This is a genomic window from Pseudomonas sp. FG29 (assembly GCF_057809355.1).
The window spans coordinates 18,928-34,729 of record NZ_JBMDJU010000015.1 but is presented as its reverse complement, the minus strand read 5'-3'; the positions used below and the strand labels follow the sequence as shown (position 1 = coordinate 34,729).

Here is a 15,802-nt window from a genome sequence, read left to right as displayed (position 1 = left end):
CCGGCGGCAATAATTACTGGCCGATGATCTGCACTTGGGACAACGGAACGCTGCCAAGCCCGGCAAGGTTGAGCATCAGTTCCTTGCCGCCTAGCGCGACGCTGTCGACGTTGGCCGGCAACAGGGTGTAAAGCCCTTTGGTTTCTGTACCGTAAGTGGCATGCGCCTCGAACTTGTATGTGCCGGGCGGCATGACCTTGCCGGCGTCATCCTTGCCATCCCAGATGAAGCTGGAGCTGCCGGCAGACTGCTCGCCCAGGTTGACGCGGGTCACCAAAGCACCAGCGTTGTCGTAGACGTTGACGTAGACGTTTTTGCTGCTCACCGGCACCACCACACTGCCTTTGAAGCTCTCGCTGGTATCGACCACGGCCTTCTCGCCCTGGACGATGACCTTGCGCCCTACCAGCGAAGAAGCCTGCAACGCTTGCGAGGACTGGAAGTTGGACATCATCGAGCTCACGCTGGAGTTCAGCTGCTGGATCCCTTCCAGACTGCTGAATTGCGCCAATTGGGCGATGAACTCGCCATTGCCCTGAGGCTCCAGCGGGTTCTGGTTGTTGAGTTGTGCCACCAACAGGTTGAGGAACTCGTTCTTGCCAAGATCCTTGCTTTTGGTGGTGTCCTGTTTGATCTGGTACTGATCCAGTACCGAGCTAGTGCCGCTTACGGTGCTCATGGCCTGTGTTCCTCGTCTTGGCTTACTGACCCAGGGTCAGCACGCGCTGCAGCATTTGTTTGGCGGTGTTCATCATTTCCACGTTGGTCTGGAAGGCACGGCTGGCGGAAATCATGTCGGCCATCTCCTCGACAACGTTGACGTTCGGGTAATAGACATAACCATCGGCATTGGCCATCGGGTGATCCGGCTCGTAGCGCGGCACGAGGCTGCTCTGATCCTCGACCACACCCAGCACCTCCACACCACGCCCGGCCTCGTCCTGCTCCGCGAACAGCGAGCCACGATCACCGCCCTGTGCCTGCTGGAACACGGTGGCGAACACCGGATGACGCGCGCGGTAGGTCTGATCGATGCTCGAAGAGACGGTTTCGGCGTTGGCGATGTTGCTGGAGATGGTGTTCAGACGCGTGCTCTGCGCGCTCATGCCGGTTCCGGCAATGTTGAAAACACTGGCAAGGGACATGGTCTGGCTCCTTATTCGCCGCGCAGGGCCGCGGTCAGCCCTTTGAATTTGCTATTGAGGAAGGTGAAGCTGGCCTGGAACTGCACGGCGTTCTCGGCATAGTTGGATTGCTCGATTTGCAGATCCACGGTGTTCTGATCCAGCGACGCCTGGAACGGCGTGCGATAGGGCAACTCGGCTTCACCGCTAGGCACGCCATCGGCGGCAATGTGGCGGCTGTCGGTACGGTTCAGGGAGACCGGGCCGCGCTGCTGGCGCGAGCTCTCGGCAGCCAGGACACTGGCAAAATCCAGATCCCGCGCCTTGTAGTTGGGCGTATCGGCGTTGGCGATGTTGTTGGCCAGCACTTCGGCGCGCTGAGCGCGGAAACCGAGTGCCTTTTCATGAATGCCGAGGGCGCTGCCGAAATTGATGCTCATGTTCTGAACCTTTGCCGCTGAGGGCATCTGATCGCTGTCGCGAGATATTTAGCAAAGGCTGTGCCAAGTATTTAAACTCAATAAAATCAAACACTTAGATTTAATAAAGAGCAGAAAATCAGGCAAAGCGGCAAGGCTTTACCGCCGGTGGCAAACAAGCGGCAAACGCTCAGCGATGCCTTGCCCCTCTTAGGGACTGGTCTCGCCACAAAGCAAAACGGGAGGCCGAAGCCTCCCGTTCTGGAGAATCAGGCCATCATTTGGCCTTGTAGATGATCCCCGGACTGCACTGAACCATCTGGTACTTGTCCGGCAGGCCGTTGAGCGCCTCGGATGCCCCGAGGAACAGATAGCCTCCGGGCTTCAGGGTGGCATGAATGCGCGTCAGGATGTCCTTCTTCACCTCGGCGGAGAAGTAGATCAGCACGTTACGGCAGAACACGATGTCGAACTTGCCCAGGGCGGCATAGCTGTCCAGCAGGTTCAACGGGCGGAACTCCACCCGGCTCTTGATCGCCGGCTTGACCTGCCAGCGCCCCGGCCCACGAGGATCGAAGTAGCGCTGCAAGCGCTCCTGCGACAAGCCTCGGCCCATCGCCAGACTGTCGTACTCACCCGACTTGCAGTTGGTCAGCATCGACGGCGACAGATCGGTGGCAACGATCTGCACACCGGCCTTCAGTTGACCCAGATTGCTGCGCTCGAACTCATCGATCGACATGGACAACGAGTACGGCTCCTGCCCGGACGAGCAGGCAGCCGACCAGATGCGCAGGCGCTGAGCCGGGTAAGCCTTGATCAGCTCAGGCAAAACCCGGCCCTTGAGCACCTCGAACGGGTAGGTGTCACGAAACCACAGCGTCTCGTTCGTCGTCATGGCATCGACCACCTGCTCGCGCAGCCCCCCGCGCGGCTGGCTCTGCATGCGCTGCACCAGCTCGCCCAGGGTCTTGATGCCGTTCTGTTCCATCAGCTTGTTCAGACGGCTGGAGACCAGATACTGCTTGTTACTGCCAAGCAAGATACCGCAGGCCTTTTCCAGGAATGTCCGGAACTGCTCGAAATCCAAATTACCTGAAGACACTAGTGCCGCCTCACCAACCATAACGTTCGCCAAGAAGTCGCCTTCTTAGCCCTCATCCGCTGCCCGGATACGCTCGACCACGCGAGATGCCAGATCATCCGGCTTGAACTTGGCGAGGAAGTCATCGGCACCGACCTTCTTCACCATTGCCTGGTTGAACACACCCGAGAGCGAAGTATGCAGGAGTATGTGCAACTTCTGCATGCGGGAATCAGCACGAATCTCCGTGGTCAGGGTGTAGCCGTCCATCTCCGGCATCTCGATGTCGGAGATGATCATCAACAACTCCTTATCAGGGTGCTTGCCTTCATTGGCCATGGCCTTGAGGTAATCGAGCGCCTCACGCCCATCGTTGAGCGCGATAACCTCGACGCCGACACTATCCAGGCAACGCGAGACCTGCTTGCGTGCCACCGAGGAGTCATCGACGATCAGCACGCGCTTGGACACCGCGCGACTCTGTACGTGCTCGTCGATCACCCCTGCGGAAATCACCTCTGACGTGGGCGCGACTTCGGCCAGGATCTTCTCCACGTCGATGATTTCCACCAACTGCTGATCCAGGCGGGTCACGGCAGTCAGGTAATGGTCACGGCCGGTACCCTTGGGTGGCGGATGGATCTCTTCCCAGTTCATGTTGACGATGCGCTCGACCGAGCGCACCAGGAAGCCCTGCACCTTGGTGTTGTACTCGGTGATGATCACGAAGCTGGTCTTGATGTTGTCCAGCGGCGCCCGGCCGGTGGCAATGGCCAGATCGAGAATCGGGATGGTGCCGCCACGGATGTTGGCCACGCCACGCACCACCGCGTTGGATTTGGGCATGATGGTGAGGTTGGGGCACTGCAGCACCTCCTTCACCTTGAATACGTTGATCCCGTACAGCTGAGGGCCATCCAGGCGGAACAGCAACAACTCCAAGCGGTTTTGCCCCACCAGCTGTGTACGCTGGTTAACCGAATCCAGTAACCCGGCCATGCCCGGACTCCTTTTCGTCAAGTAACGCTAACTCTGATTAGCCTAGCAGGCGGCACGGGGCTTGCTACGTCAAAGCTCATGAAGCCAATAACGTCATCATCCCGTCAGCTACTGGCAAAATGCCTCAGCGCCCTGCCCGTTTTACTCGCTTTGCCTTTGATCGGCTATAGCTGCAGCAGTGCAGCTGCGGCCGTCACGACTACTGATGAGCTTATCGGCGCCGCCGAGTCCTTTCTTGAGCAGGCAGTCGTGGAATATTTACAGCGTAGCGAAATCCAGGGCCGCCATGAGGTCAATATCAATCGACTCGACCCGCGCCTACGTCTGCCGGAATGCGACCAAGCCCTGAGCGTGCGCCTGGAAAGCCCAGCGCACCCCATCGGCAGAGTGACAACCCGGGTGCGCTGTGACGGCAGTACGCCCTGGACGGTTTTCGTGCCGGGCGAGGTACGCCTGTATCGCGAGGTTCTGATTCTCACTCGCCCAATGCAGCGCATGAGCGTAATAGGCGCATCGGATGTTAGCTTGATAGAGCAAGATGTCGGTCAACTCAATCAGGGCTTCCTCACCGATCCCGATCAGGCCATCGGCAAAAAATTGACGCGTCAGCTGGCCAGCAAGCAAGTACTCGCCCCCAACTACCTGCAGATCGTCGAAGTGGTTCGCAAGGGCGATCAAGTGGTTATCAGTGCCCGTAGCAGTAGAGTGAGCGTACGCATGCCCGGTGAAGCCCTCTCCGATGGGGCTCCTGGCGAGCAGATCCAGGTGCGGAATCTGCGCTCGCAGCGAGTGATAAGAGCTAGAGTGACAGGAACTGGACAGGTCGAGGTCGCAATGTAGGCATGTTTCTTGTAGCGCAAAAGGCTGGCGATTTTCTACACTGTCAAACGACGCTGACTTTTTTCTAAAGTTTTTCCGGCACCGGCCGAAAGCTTGGCAAGCGTCCACCATATCGTCCGAGGTTCTGCATCATGGTCATCGACTTCAACCGGCTGAACAACGCCACTACGCCCGCCAACGCGGGGCGTACCGGCTCGACTCAGACTGGCAACCGCAACGAGGCCCTACAGTCGACTCCAGCATCTGCCAGCGCCAAGGGCACAGAAGCGCAAACCCCGGCCAAAAGCGGTGAATCCGTCCAGCTGAGCAATGAAGCACAGCAAATGCAGAAGATCAGCGAGAAGCTGCGTGACCAGCCGATCGTCAACAAAGATCGAGTGAATCAACTGAAACAAGCCATCGCCGATGGCAGCTACCAGGTCGACAGCAAGCGCGTCGCCCAGAAACTGCTCGACTTCGAATCCCAGCGCTAGTCCTGAGGGCTGCGCTGGGGGTGTTGGACGCCCGACCCCCAAGAGCCCGCCATGCACGATATTTCCCTGCTGCACCTGTTCACTTCCGATATCGGCACCGCCGAGCACCTTCTTGAGCTGATCGACGCCGAATTTCAGGCGCTCGGTGAACGCGATCTAACTCGCCTTGACAAGCTCCTGGGCGACAAACACCCCCTCCTGGCTCAACTCCAGCAGCACGGTAATGAACGTAGCCAGTTGCTGCGTTCTGCAGGCTTGAGCGCTGATCGCGAAGGACTGACCGCCCTAGCCGCTCGCTCCACGATTGGTGCCGAGTTGCTCGCCCGCAGCGAAGAGCTGTCTGCACTGCTGCAACGCTGCCAGGACGCCAACCTGCGCAACGGCCGCCTGATTCGCGCCAACAAGGCGACTGTCAGCAACCTGCTGGGTATCCTGCGCGGCGGTGAAACACCAGGGCTCTATGACAGTCGTGGCGGTGCCGCTAGAATCGCGCAGCACCGACCGCTCAGCCAGGCCTGAGCACCCAACAATAAAAGCACAGGTATATGCGGGCACCCAGCCAGTATGCTAGTGCCCGTCGTAGTCGAAGACTCGGAGAGTTCCGAACTGTGTCCAGTGCGTTCAACGAGGAGAATGGTCCTCAGCCCCCCAAGTTGCTCAAGGCGCCGATGGAAATCATCGCGACCCTACGCCAACTGCTGCAGTATCACGATCCCCTGATCATCCAGTTTCACGAACGCAACCAACGCTTTCAGAGCTATGTCGTGGAGATCGACCGTGACCGGTCGCGTATCGCCCTGGACGAAGTGATTCCCTCGGATGGAGAACGCTTTTTCAAACAGGGTGAAGGCTTTTCGGTGGAAGCATTCCGCGATGGCGTGCGGATAGCCTGGAAGTGCGAGCACAGCGTCCAGTTGGGGCAACACGACGGCGCGCCCTGCTACTGGGCCCCGCTCCCCACCGAGGTCATCTACCACCAGCGGCGCAGCGCCTTTCGCGCCACGCTGAAGCAGACCGATCTGGTCAGGATCGTCCTCTCTGGCGACAAGCTACGCGAACCCCTGCCTGGACATCTGCTCGACATCTCCGCCACTGGCTGCAAGCTGCGCTTCGCGGGCGACCTTAGCCAGCAATTGCAGAACGGCCAGGTGCATGAACGGCTGGTCGCTCAATTGCCGTTCGGCGCCATGACCACCGCCGTGGAACTGCGTCACGTGCACTACGAACCCAAAGTCGATGCCACCTTCGTCGGCACACGCTTCTTCCGCATCAACGGTCTGGAACAGCGCCAGGTGGAACGTTTCGTCTACCAATTGCAGCGCGAGGCCCGGCGCACCGAGAGCGACTGACCGCCCACGCCTCAGCCGGCGGCGTTGCCGCTGCGCTCGCGGTCTTCGCTCTGCGCAGCCTCGGCCGCCATCGCTACGGCCGGTTCCTGCATCTGCTCCTGTACGGTCTGCTCATCGACCCGTGGATCCAGCGCCGCGACCAGCGGCGAGCTGGCCACGTTGCCCGGCATCGCCATGTGCTGCAGCGGCGCGTCATCGACCTGATGCAGGTGAGTGACCACTTCAGGACGAATTCGCCATATCAGGATCAACGCGCAGAAACAGACGAAGGCGTAGAGCATATTGGCGCCGTAGAAACGCATCAGCAGCCCGGTCAGCAATGGCCCGATGCAGGCTCCCACCCCGAACGTCACCAGCAGCATGGCCGTCAGTGACACCCGACGCTCGGGCTCCACATGGTCGTTGGCCAGTGCAACCGCAAGCGGATAAAGACTGAACTGCATCAGGCTGACGAGAAAGCCAATACCGATCAGCAGGCCGAGAAACACCTCCGGTAGCGCGGCGAGCGGCGCGGCGGCAATCAGCAGCAGCACCGCGCAGCCGCGAATCAGGCGCACACGATCACGTCGGTCGGACAGCCAGCCCAACGGCCACTGCACCAGCAGACCGGCGAGAATGCAGCTGCCCATGAACATACCCACCTGCTCGGTGCTCAACCCGATACGCGTCGCGTACAACGGTGCCAGGCCGTAGAACGAGCCAATCAGCAGCCCCGCCACCATGACGGTGGTCAGCGACAAGGGCACTCGCTTGATGAAAAAGCGCAGCTCCAGCGGCGCCGGATACAGAGGCGCCGGGTGCAGGCGGCGAGTCAGCGCCACCGGCACCAGGCACAGCGCAAAGCACAGCGCCACCAGCATCAGCAGTTCCAGCCCCAGCGTCGGATGGATCACCAGCGCCAGTTGCCCCAGGATCAACCCCAGATAGGACGCCGCCATGTAGCCGCTGAAAACCAGCCCTCGCTGGCTGGCGTCAGCCTGCTCGTTGAGCCAGCTTTCGATCACCATGTACTGGCACATCATGCCCAGGCCAACCAGCATGCGCAGCAGCAGCCAGAACGGTAACCACTCGACCAGACCATGGCCCAGCACCGCAGCCGTCACCACGCCGGCGCAGGCCACATAAGCACGAATATGGCCGACACGCGCGATCAACCTGTGCCCCAGTTTGCCGCCCAGCACCAGGCCGAAATAGTTGGCTGCCATCAACGCACCGACCCACAAGCCGTCCACCGTGTCAGCCAGGCGCAAGGCCAGATAGGTGCTGAGCAGGCCGGAGCCAAGCAGCATCAGCAAGGTGGCGAAATACAGCGAACGGAAGGATTTCCAGATCAGGCGCACAGTGGGTAGAACTCCTTTTGCGTAGCGTGGCCAGTAGCTCACGCCCAGTACAGCGGAACATCGTGAAACGGTGGGGATGCCCCCAGCGTGGCATAGCAGAGATTCTGAACTTCGATGGGTTCAGGCCCGAACAGTTCGACGGGCAGATCACTCGGCTTCAGATGCTCTATGACGTCATGCATGGTACATGAGTAGCGGCCTTTCATCCGGCGCTTCCAACTCATTTCCGCTCGACTCAGCCACTGCGGCTCACGCCAGAAAAGGCCCGGGCAACATCGAGCGACACCTCATACCGGCGCGGCCTGCCAGGCGCTACCTTGCTGGGTGCCTTCTGGCGCACTAACGCGGCTCGCGTCGCAAGGGCAACAACCCCAGTCATCTGGGGATGCGATGAACAGAGTCAGGCGTGGCAACGCGCGCTCATCCCGGCGGGGCGAAGCTTTCGCTGCACGCCTGCAACAGTTGCAGCAGGCGGCTCACACCCGGTTTCTGCTCCAACCCCTGACGCACAATGCACTCGAACTGCGCATCGAAGGACAGGCTCTCCGGCCGTATCGGCCGCAAGCGCCCGCGCGCGACCCAGGGCTGGGCGTAGTGCGTGGGCAGATAGCCGATGTAGGTACCAGAGAAAACCAGCAGCGCCGTGGCCTCCATGGTGTAGGCATTGACGAAATGCTGAAAGCGTAACTGGTGCGGCCGCCGACTTTCGCTCAAGTAACCACGGTCGACATAGACGGCCTCGCTGAGAACATCGACGTTCAGGCGCTCGTCGGCCATGGCGAAGAATGGATGCGCATCGCTGCAATAGAGCACGTTGCGCTCATGGCATAGCGGTGCGTAGTTGAGCCCGGAGAGATGGTGATGAAACGCCCCCACGGCCAGTTCGAGCCGCTCATCGAGCACTGCCTGCTCAAGCTCGTCGGGGCGCATGATGTGCAGCTCGATACCGATCTCAGGCGTGGCTCGGCGAAACGCGCTGATTGCCGGTACCAGCGGAAATGCCTCGAAGCTGGTCAGGGCGTCGACCGCGCCAATCATCAGGGTTTCCCGCGGGCGCTGACTGAGCGAGGTGGTGCGATCCTGAAAGTGGGAGACGCTGGCGAACAACTCCTGCGCCGCGGCGTAGGTTTCCTGCCCCTGCTCCGTCAACTGGAATCCGGACTTGCCGCGTTTGCACAACGAATAGCCGAGACGTACTTCCAGATCGCGCACGATCACGCTGAGGCGCGGCAGGCCGAGATTCAGACGAGCCTGGGCGGCGGTAAAACCGCCCGCCTCGACGATGACGCAGAACGTGCGCAGCATGCGCAAGTCAATGTCGCTCAGATTGCCTCGCATCGCGTTTGCCCCGTCCGTTCAATGGCGAAGCGAGAATTGTGCCTCATTTGGCCTGCGAGAGTGCCCGCTCGGCTACCGACTCAGCCACGATACACAGCAGCTCGAACAGCATCGTCGCGCCCACCAGCGCCGTGCAACCTCCCACGTCGAAGGGGGGCGCCACCTCCACCACATCCGCGCCGATCAGGTTCAAACCGCGCAGGCCACGAATCAGTTGCTGGGCCTGCAAGGTCGTCATGCCGCCAATCTCCGGCGTACCGGTGCCGGGTGCAAAGGCCGGATCGAGCACGTCGACGTCGAAACTGACGTAGGTTGGCTCGTTGCCGACGATCCGCCGGGCTTCGCGCAGTGTGGCTTCGACACCGATGTCGGCGAACTCCTCCATGGTGATGATGCGAATGCCCACCTCCTTGGCAAAATCCGTGTCACTGGCCGACGCCTGGGAGCCGCGAATACCGATCTGCACGGTACGCCGTGGGTCGAGCAGCCCCTCCTCGACCGCACGGCGAAACGGCGTGCCATGGGTGTAGAGGTTGTCACCGAAGTAGCGGTCATTGGTATCGGAGTGCGCATCGAAATGCACCATGCCGATGGGGCGCTGCCGGGCGATGGCACGGAACACCGGTAACGTCATCAGGTGATCGCCGCCCACGGATAGCGGTACGGCACCTGCGGCGTGAACGGCGGCAAGAAACCCCTCGATACGCGTCAGCGCATCCAGCAGATCGATCGGATTGACCGGTGCATCGCCCACATCCCCCACCCGTACCCGATCATAGGGCGACAGCCCGGTGACCGGGTGCACACGACGGATGAGGCTGGACATGTTGCGTACTTCACGCGGGCCATGACGAGCGCCGGCACGGTTGGTCGTGCCGCCGTCCCAGGGAATGCCCAGCAGCGCGATCTGCACCTGGGCGGGGTCTTCGAACGCTGGCAGGCGCATGAAAGTCGGCAGGCCCGCGAAGCGCGGCACCTCGTAGGCATCGAGTGGCTGGGGAAAGGGATGGGACATGGGAAAGGGCTCCAGACGTGAATGGGCTTTAGGGGCCGGTTGCTCAGGCAACCGGTGACAGGTCGGCGCTACTCGCACGCTCGTCGAGTTTCATGAAGCGGCGTACGCGCTGGACAGCCGAGGAGCTATCCGATGCGCCGCGCAGAATCTGTAGAGGAGAGGCATCGAGCTGAATGCGTCCTTGCTCCATGAAAACGATGCGATCGGAGGTAGACAGGGCGAAATCCATCTCATGGGTCACCACGAGCATGGTCATGCCCTCACGCGCGAGGTCGCGGATGACGTTGAGCACATCCACCACCAGCTCTGGGTCGAGGGCCGAGGTCGGTTCGTCGAACAGCAGGATGTCCGGCCTCATCGCCAGCGCACGAGCGATAGCCACGCGTTGCTGCTGCCCGCCGGACAACTGCTGCGGATAATGATGGGCGTGACTCAGCAGACCGACCTTGTCCAGCAGTGCCAGCGCGTTGCGCCGCGCCATGTCCGGTGTATCCAGCCGATGACGCAGCGGCGCCAGGGTGATGTTCTCCAGCAGCGTCAGGTGGGGGAAAAGCTGGAAATTCTGGAACACCATGCCAACCCGGCGGATGCCCTGCCGCACCTGGGGCGCCGTCGGTGAACTGTCGGCGGTGATGTAAGGCATGTCGAACAGCACGATCTCGCCTTGATCGATCCGCTCCAGCGCATTGATGGTGCGGATCAATGAGGTCTTACCCGAGCCCGATGGACCGATGATGCTCACCACCTGGCCAGCGGCAATCTCCAGATCGATACCGGCGAGCACGCGCTGGCGCCCGTACGCCTTGTGCAGGTTGCGCAGGCGCAATGCCTTGGGCGCCCCGGGCTGCGCGGTATGCTCTGCCCTTGGCAAGCTTTGCGCGGTATTTCTCAATGCCTGACAGGTTGCATCGTCGAGCGGCGCCACGGCACGACGCCCAAGGTCGAGGTAACGCTCCAGGCGCGCGAAGCCCCAGCCGAACAGCGTGACGATCAGCACGTAGTAGACGGCCACCGCTGCCAGGGTTTCCAACACCAGGAAGTTCTGCGAATAGAGACGCTGGCCGGTCATCAACAGCTCGGGGAGCGAGATCACAGAGACCAGCGAACTGAGCTTGACGATGGTCACATACTCGTTGACCAGGGTCGGCAGCGAGATACGAAACGCCTGCTGCACCACCACCAGCCGCAAGGTGGTCCAGTAGGAAAAACCCAGCGCGTGCCCTGCTTCCCGCTGCCCGACGGCAACCGAGAGCAAACCGCCGCGATGGATCTCGGCCATGTAGGCCGCTTCGGTGGCCACCAGGCCGATCAGACCGGCCGTGAACGGATCGCCCAACCACGCACCAGTCTGCGGAAATAGCTGCGGCAGGTTGTAGACGAATACCAGCAGTACCAGCAGCGGAATACTGCGGAAGAACCAGATGTACAGCCGCGCCGGTAGGCTAAGGCCGCGCCGCGCCGACATCCGCGCACAGGCAAGCAGGAAGCCGAGGCAGAGCCCCAGCCCCCAGGCCGCGCTGCTGAGCACGATGACGGTGACGCAGGCACTCCAGAAATCGCGAAGGGTGAACAGGGATAGAAAGTAAGACCAGTCGAACGTCATGGAGTACCTGCATCATCGGGCGGATCGAGAAAGGGAGCGATGCATCAGTCAGGCGTCACGCCTTCGAGCTGGTACTTGTCGATCAGCGCCTGGTATTCGCCGCTTTCGCGCATCGCCGCCAGCGCCTGGCGCAGTTGCGCCTGCAGGGCGTCATTGCCCTTGCGGGTGAAGATGCCGAGGGTTTGCATGTAGATCATGCGCGGCGAGCTGACCACCAGACGGCCGCGCGAGCGCTCGGCGAACATCCTGGCGGTTCCGGCGATCTCGATCTGCGCGTCGATGTTCTTCGACAACAGAGCCTGAGAGGCTTCCGGCGCAGTCGGGAATTCGCTGACCACGATCGGCTCCTTGCCGTTGGCGACGCAGTGGCTGTCGGACAGCTCGCGGATGGGCGTGACCCATGAAGTCCCCTGCTGCAAGCCCACCTTCAGACCGCACAGGGCTTTTTCGTCTTCGGGCTGTACCGGATTGTCCTTGCCGACCAGGATGAAGGCGCCGCTGCGTGCGTAGGGAATGGCGTCTGCCTGAACCAGACGCGGCGGGGTGATGTAGAGCGCCGAGATCGTCGCGTCGAACTTGCCGCCGTTGAGGCCGAGGATGAGGTTGGCGAACTTGGTATCCTGGAAACCTACCTCCACCTTCATATGCCGGGCGATGGCCTCGCTGAGTTCGGCGTCGAAGCCGACCACCTTGCCGTTCTCCCAGGACTCGAACGGCGGGTAGTTGATTTCCATCGCGACGTTGAAGGTACCGGGTGTGATGACGCTTGCAGCCGTAGCGAGTTGAGCGGTGGTAAGGGCGCCAACAGCGACCAATGTCGCTGCGCATAGCACCTGCCGCCCTTGCTTGCAGACATGTCCGAGCATGGGAATTCCTTATGAATGGGCATTCTTGGGGGCAGGTTTGCAAGAGCCGGAGCGCGTGGGGGCATGCGCTCCGGCAGAGGTTTCACACTGATGCGTGATTATTGGTATGGGCTTGCGAGGTCACCATAAACAGGATCTGCAGAGGCATGAATCTCGAGTTGCAAAAGCCAGCTTTCGCATTTTGACAATTTACCCAGTGACATGCGCGGCAGCCGCTTTACCGGTCTCTTGTCCCTGCGTAGCGACCACAGAAGACGCTGTGGTTTGCATCGATGCGACAGCAGGTTACAGCCCTTCGCCCATCCCCGTTCTGCGTCAATGCCGCTACTCAGGTCTGTGCTAGAGTCGCGCGCTATTTTTCGGCTGCCTTCTGCCGGCTCCGCTGAAAACCCTCTCGAACCAGGCGAGACGCCACTTGCAACGCGCCCAGCAACCAGAGACCCACGCGATGTCCCAAGCCATGCCCCCTGCCCTGCAGTTCCTCAACCGCACCAGCCTGGTGACGCAGATCATCATCGGCCTGCTCGCAGGTATCGCCCTCGCCGTCATCGCCCCACAGACCGCACTGTCCGTCGGCTTCATCGGCGATGTCTTCGTTTCGGCCCTGAAGGCAGTTGCTCCGGTGCTGGTCTTCATTCTGGTCATGGCGTCCATCGCCAATCACCAGCAAGGCCAGCAGACGCATATCCGCCCGATCCTCATGCTGTACCTGATCGGCACGTTCAGCGCCGCCCTGGTCGCCGTGGCGGCAAGCTTTCTGTTTCCTTCGGCGTTGGTGCTGAGCAGCCAGGCCGGCGAACTGACACCGCCCGGCGGTATCGGTGAAGTGCTCAAGACGCTGCTGATGAACATCGTCGACAACCCGGTCAACGCCCTGCTCAAGGGCAATTTCATCGGCATCCTGGCCTGGGCCATCGGCCTGGGCCTCGCCTTCCGCCACGCCAGCAGCGGGAGCAAGCAACTACTGGGCGACCTGTCGCATGGCGTGACCGCCATCGTCAAACTGGTGATCCGCTTCGCTCCGCTGGGCATCTTCGGCCTGGTGGCCGCCACCCTGGCCACCTCGGGCCTCGACGCACTGCTCGGCTACCTGCATCTGCTGATGGTGCTGGTGGGCTGCATGCTGCTGGTGGCGCTGGTGGTCAACCCGGCGCTGGTGTACTGGAAGATTCGCCGCAACCCCTACCCGCTGGTCTTCACCTGCCTGCGCGAAAGCGGCCTGACCGCCTTCTTCACCCGCAGCTCGGCGGCCAACATTCCGGTCAACCTGCAACTGTGCCAGCGCCTCGGCCTGCATGAGGAAACCTACTCGGTCTCCATCCCGCTGGGTGCGACCATCAACATGGCCGGCGCCGCCATCACCATCAGCGTGCTGACCCTGGCGGCCGTGCACACCCTGAACATCGCGGTCGACCTGCCCACCGCCCTGCTGCTCAGTGTGCTGGCCTCTATCAGTGCCTGCGGCGCCTCGGGCGTGGCAGGTGGCTCACTGCTGCTGATCCCGCTGGCCTGCAGCCTGTTCGGCATCCCCAACGACGTGGCCATGCAGGTAGTAGCCATCGGCTTCATCATCGGCATCGTTCAGGACTCGGCGGAAACCGCGCTGAACTCCTCCACCGACGCCCTGTTCACTGCGGCGGCCTGCCTGGCGGAGCAACAGCGAAAAATCTGAACGGTACAGCCATAAGCTGAAGGCCTGGGCGAGAGCATGCTTTCGCTCCGGGCCAGATGCGTGAAGGCCGCGGAGACACACAGCAAAATTGATAACGATTAGCGTTTGAATTAGATTGGCGGCCTTATCAACACCCACTGCCGCGGATGGCCCCATGTTCGAATTGGAAAGCGTCAGCTTCAGCATTCCTGAGCGCACTTTGCTGCATCCCCTGAACCTGCGCATTGCCCCCGGGCAGATGGTAGGCCTGATCGGTCACAACGGCTCGGGCAAATCCACCCTCATCAAACTGCTGGCACGCCAACAGCAGCCCAGCGGTGGCAACATTCGGCTCAACGGAAAAGCCTTGGCCGCCTGGGGTCAACGCGACTTCGCTCAGCAGGTCGCCTACCTGCCTCAGCAATTACCCCATACCGACGGCCTGACCGTGCGTGAGCTGGTGGGCTTCGGTCGTTACCCCTGGCATGGCGCGCTCGGTCGCTTTGGCGATGAGGATCGTGCACAGATCCAGCGCGCCATGGAGCTGACCGATACCAGCACGTTTGCCGAACGCCTGGTCGATCAGCTCTCCGGCGGCGAGCGCCAGCGCGTCTGGTTGGCCATGCTGCTGGCACAGAACACCCGCTACCTGCTGCTCGATGAGCCCACCTCGGCGCTGGACATCGCCCATCAGGTCGAAATCCTTTCACGCGTCAGTGATCTCAGTCGCGAACTGGGCCTCGGCGTCCTGGTGGTGCTGCATGACATCAATATGGCCGCGCGCTACTGCGACGAGCTGCTGGCCTTGCACAGCGGCCACCTACTGGCTCAGGGCAGCCCAGCCGAGCTGATGCACGGTGAGACCCTGGCGCGTATCTACGGCCTCCCCATGGGCGTGATGGCCAATCCAGTGGACGGCTCGCCGATCAGCTACCTGCACTGAGCAAGCGCTACAGATCGCCGGTAAGAGGCAGAGGCTGATCGAGCAAGGGACAGTTATCGCAATGCGCGAGGCTGTCCAGGCGGTAACGAATGCAACACACCCTGCGTTGACGCCAGAGGCCGTCGGGGCGCACTGCCTGGCTAACCTGCACATACCGAACCGGCCTGAACAGGGGGTTGCGAACGCCATCAGCGCTTCGCTCCCGCTCCATCAGTTCGTGGCCGTGAAGCAATAGCGAGGGGGGCAAGACCTTGCCCATTTCACCGACGAACCACTCCAGGTAATTGCCGGCGTTGCTCCAGAGCACCTTGGGTGACAGCCGCGCCTCCTTGGCCAGTATCTGGGTAAACGCCTGCAGATGATCGATCAGTTCGGCGAAGCGCTGGAAGGCATCGGATGGTTGCTCGGCAAACAGCTCGCCATCGCCGGATAACTTGAAGGCCTGCGGCAGTCCCAGCTCGTCCAGCACCACCTCGACCGTATCGAACGTCAGAGGCAGCCGCCGCCCCAACACCAGCGCGGCGGCGACCACCGGCGGAATCAGTCGAACCAGATAGTGTTTGGACCACTGCGAGGCCAGTGCCCGACGATCCTGGCCAGCGTGCAAGGGGTCGAAGCGCTGCAAGACCTCGTCGAGCTGGGCCGTTTGCAGGAGTTGCCGTACCGGCAACGACGGACGCGGGTCATCGAAGGTGGCCAGGACGTCGCGATAACTCGCGAACTCGCCAAAGAACAGCGGCGCAAGGGCAGCGATCATC

The 15,802-nt window shown here is 61.4% G+C and carries 17 protein-coding genes; 6 read left to right on the top strand and 11 right to left on the bottom strand.

From position 1 onward, the window contains the following. Positions 1 to 13 precede the first annotated feature (13 nt). The 5 genes from flgD to ACODS1_RS15855 all read right to left on the bottom strand — a co-directional run bounded on the left by flgD (position 14) and on the right by ACODS1_RS15855 (position 3,626). On the bottom strand, positions 14 to 679 hold the full coding sequence (gene flgD / locus ACODS1_RS15875; RefSeq protein ID WP_489086422.1) for a flagellar hook assembly protein FlgD: 666 nt from the start codon (positions 677 to 679) through the stop codon (positions 14 to 16). A 22-nt stretch (positions 680 to 701) separates the two neighbouring features. Continuing rightward, the gene (gene flgC, locus ACODS1_RS15870; protein WP_489086421.1) at positions 702 to 1,145 is read right to left on the bottom strand and encodes a flagellar basal body rod protein FlgC; all 444 of its coding nucleotides are present in this window, start codon (positions 1,143 to 1,145) and stop codon (positions 702 to 704) included. An 11-nt stretch (positions 1,146 to 1,156) separates the two neighbouring features. Next, positions 1,157 to 1,564: a flagellar basal body rod protein FlgB gene (flgB, locus tag ACODS1_RS15865; RefSeq protein WP_489086420.1), complete on the bottom strand. Its 408-nt coding sequence runs from the start codon at positions 1,562 to 1,564 to the stop codon at positions 1,157 to 1,159. Positions 1,565 to 1,820: 256 nt separating this feature from the next. Beyond that, on the bottom strand, positions 1,821 to 2,648 hold the full coding sequence (gene cheR, locus ACODS1_RS15860; RefSeq protein ID WP_322978294.1) for a protein-glutamate O-methyltransferase CheR: 828 nt from the start codon (positions 2,646 to 2,648) through the stop codon (positions 1,821 to 1,823). A 45-nt stretch (positions 2,649 to 2,693) separates the two neighbouring features. Further along, the gene (locus ACODS1_RS15855) at positions 2,694 to 3,626 is read right to left on the bottom strand and encodes a chemotaxis protein CheV (RefSeq protein WP_322978295.1); all 933 of its coding nucleotides are present in this window, start codon (positions 3,624 to 3,626) and stop codon (positions 2,694 to 2,696) included. Between the two features lie 78 nt (positions 3,627 to 3,704). Here ACODS1_RS15855 and flgA point away from each other — a divergent pair, with 78 nt between their 5' ends. From flgA to ACODS1_RS15835, 4 genes are all read left to right on the top strand, one after another. After that, positions 3,705 to 4,466, top strand: a complete 762-nt coding sequence (gene flgA, locus ACODS1_RS15850) for a flagellar basal body P-ring formation chaperone FlgA (protein ID WP_489086419.1) — start codon at positions 3,705 to 3,707, stop codon at positions 4,464 to 4,466. A 131-nt stretch (positions 4,467 to 4,597) separates the two neighbouring features. Further along, a complete protein-coding gene (flgM, locus tag ACODS1_RS15845; protein ID WP_489086418.1) occupies positions 4,598 to 4,939 on the top strand; it encodes a flagellar biosynthesis anti-sigma factor FlgM in 342 nt (113 codons plus the stop codon). 51 nt (positions 4,940 to 4,990) lie between these two features. Then, a complete protein-coding gene (locus tag ACODS1_RS15840) occupies positions 4,991 to 5,458 on the top strand; it encodes a flagella synthesis protein FlgN (RefSeq protein ID WP_489086417.1) in 468 nt (155 codons plus the stop codon). Between the two features lie 89 nt (positions 5,459 to 5,547). Beyond that, a complete protein-coding gene (locus tag ACODS1_RS15835) occupies positions 5,548 to 6,288 on the top strand; it encodes a flagellar brake protein (RefSeq protein WP_322978299.1) in 741 nt (246 codons plus the stop codon). Positions 6,289 to 6,299: 11 nt separating this feature from the next. Here ACODS1_RS15835 and ACODS1_RS15830 read toward each other — a convergent pair whose 3' ends face one another. The 5 genes from ACODS1_RS15830 to ACODS1_RS15810 all read right to left on the bottom strand — a co-directional run bounded on the left by ACODS1_RS15830 (position 6,300) and on the right by ACODS1_RS15810 (position 12,450). Further along, entirely contained in the window at positions 6,300 to 7,628 is a 1,329-nt protein-coding gene (locus tag ACODS1_RS15830; RefSeq protein WP_322978300.1) for an MFS transporter, read from the bottom strand. A gap of 420 nt (positions 7,629 to 8,048) precedes the next feature. Beyond that, entirely contained in the window at positions 8,049 to 8,966 is a 918-nt protein-coding gene (locus ACODS1_RS15825; RefSeq protein ID WP_489086416.1) for a LysR family transcriptional regulator, read from the bottom strand. Positions 8,967 to 9,009: 43 nt separating this feature from the next. After that, on the bottom strand, positions 9,010 to 9,981 hold the full coding sequence (gene speB / locus ACODS1_RS15820) for an agmatinase (protein ID WP_489086415.1): 972 nt from the start codon (positions 9,979 to 9,981) through the stop codon (positions 9,010 to 9,012). 43 nt (positions 9,982 to 10,024) lie between these two features. Further along, positions 10,025 to 11,584, bottom strand: coding sequence for an amino acid ABC transporter permease/ATP-binding protein (locus ACODS1_RS15815; RefSeq protein ID WP_489086414.1), 1,560 nt, complete (start codon positions 11,582 to 11,584; stop codon positions 10,025 to 10,027). Positions 11,585 to 11,628: 44 nt separating this feature from the next. After that, complete coding sequence (locus tag ACODS1_RS15810; RefSeq protein WP_489086413.1) at positions 11,629 to 12,450, bottom strand: ABC transporter substrate-binding protein; 822 nt, start codon at positions 12,448 to 12,450, stop codon at positions 11,629 to 11,631. Between the two features lie 448 nt (positions 12,451 to 12,898). On the opposite strand from ACODS1_RS15810, the gene sstT reads away from it, so the two are divergent. Together sstT and ACODS1_RS15800 are read left to right on the top strand one after the other, a co-directional pair. Further along, on the top strand, positions 12,899 to 14,122 hold the full coding sequence (gene sstT, locus ACODS1_RS15805) for a serine/threonine transporter SstT (RefSeq protein WP_489086412.1): 1,224 nt from the start codon (positions 12,899 to 12,901) through the stop codon (positions 14,120 to 14,122). Positions 14,123 to 14,276: 154 nt separating this feature from the next. Then, positions 14,277 to 15,044, top strand: a complete 768-nt coding sequence (locus ACODS1_RS15800) for an ATP-binding cassette domain-containing protein (RefSeq protein ID WP_489086411.1) — start codon at positions 14,277 to 14,279, stop codon at positions 15,042 to 15,044. A gap of 7 nt (positions 15,045 to 15,051) precedes the next feature. Here the strand turns inward: ACODS1_RS15800 and fhuF are convergent, their stop codons facing one another. Then, positions 15,052 to 15,801, bottom strand: a complete 750-nt coding sequence (gene fhuF / locus ACODS1_RS15795; protein WP_489086410.1) for a siderophore-iron reductase FhuF — start codon at positions 15,799 to 15,801, stop codon at positions 15,052 to 15,054. Between the last annotated feature and the right edge of the window lies 1 nt (position 15,802).

Excerpts from the sequence above, each read along its gene's own strand:
- flgC (WP_489086421.1), bottom strand. The coding sequence starts at position 1,145 with ATGTCCCTTGCCAGTGTTTTCAACATTGCCGGAACCGGCATGAGCGCG.
- speB (WP_489086415.1), bottom strand. The coding sequence starts at position 9,981 with ATGTCCCATCCCTTTCCCCAGCCACTCGATGCCTACGAGGTGCCGCGC.
- flgA (WP_489086419.1), top strand. The coding sequence starts at position 3,705 with ATGAAGCCAATAACGTCATCATCCCGTCAGCTACTGGCAAAATGCCTC.
- ACODS1_RS15855 (WP_322978295.1), bottom strand. The coding sequence starts at position 3,626 with ATGGCCGGGTTACTGGATTCGGTTAACCAGCGTACACAGCTGGTGGGG.
- ACODS1_RS15840 (WP_489086417.1), top strand. The coding sequence starts at position 4,991 with ATGCACGATATTTCCCTGCTGCACCTGTTCACTTCCGATATCGGCACC.
- flgB (WP_489086420.1), bottom strand. The coding sequence starts at position 1,564 with ATGAGCATCAATTTCGGCAGCGCCCTCGGCATTCATGAAAAGGCACTC.
- flgM (WP_489086418.1), top strand. The coding sequence starts at position 4,598 with ATGGTCATCGACTTCAACCGGCTGAACAACGCCACTACGCCCGCCAAC.
- flgD (WP_489086422.1), bottom strand. The coding sequence starts at position 679 with ATGAGCACCGTAAGCGGCACTAGCTCGGTACTGGATCAGTACCAGATC.
- ACODS1_RS15815 (WP_489086414.1), bottom strand. The coding sequence starts at position 11,584 with ATGACGTTCGACTGGTCTTACTTTCTATCCCTGTTCACCCTTCGCGAT.
- sstT (WP_489086412.1), top strand. The coding sequence starts at position 12,899 with ATGTCCCAAGCCATGCCCCCTGCCCTGCAGTTCCTCAACCGCACCAGC.
- fhuF (WP_489086410.1), bottom strand. The coding sequence starts at position 15,801 with ATGATCGCTGCCCTTGCGCCGCTGTTCTTTGGCGAGTTCGCGAGTTAT.
- ACODS1_RS15800 (WP_489086411.1), top strand. The coding sequence starts at position 14,277 with ATGTTCGAATTGGAAAGCGTCAGCTTCAGCATTCCTGAGCGCACTTTG.
- ACODS1_RS15810 (WP_489086413.1), bottom strand. The coding sequence starts at position 12,450 with ATGCTCGGACATGTCTGCAAGCAAGGGCGGCAGGTGCTATGCGCAGCG.
- ACODS1_RS15825 (WP_489086416.1), bottom strand. The coding sequence starts at position 8,966 with ATGCGAGGCAATCTGAGCGACATTGACTTGCGCATGCTGCGCACGTTC.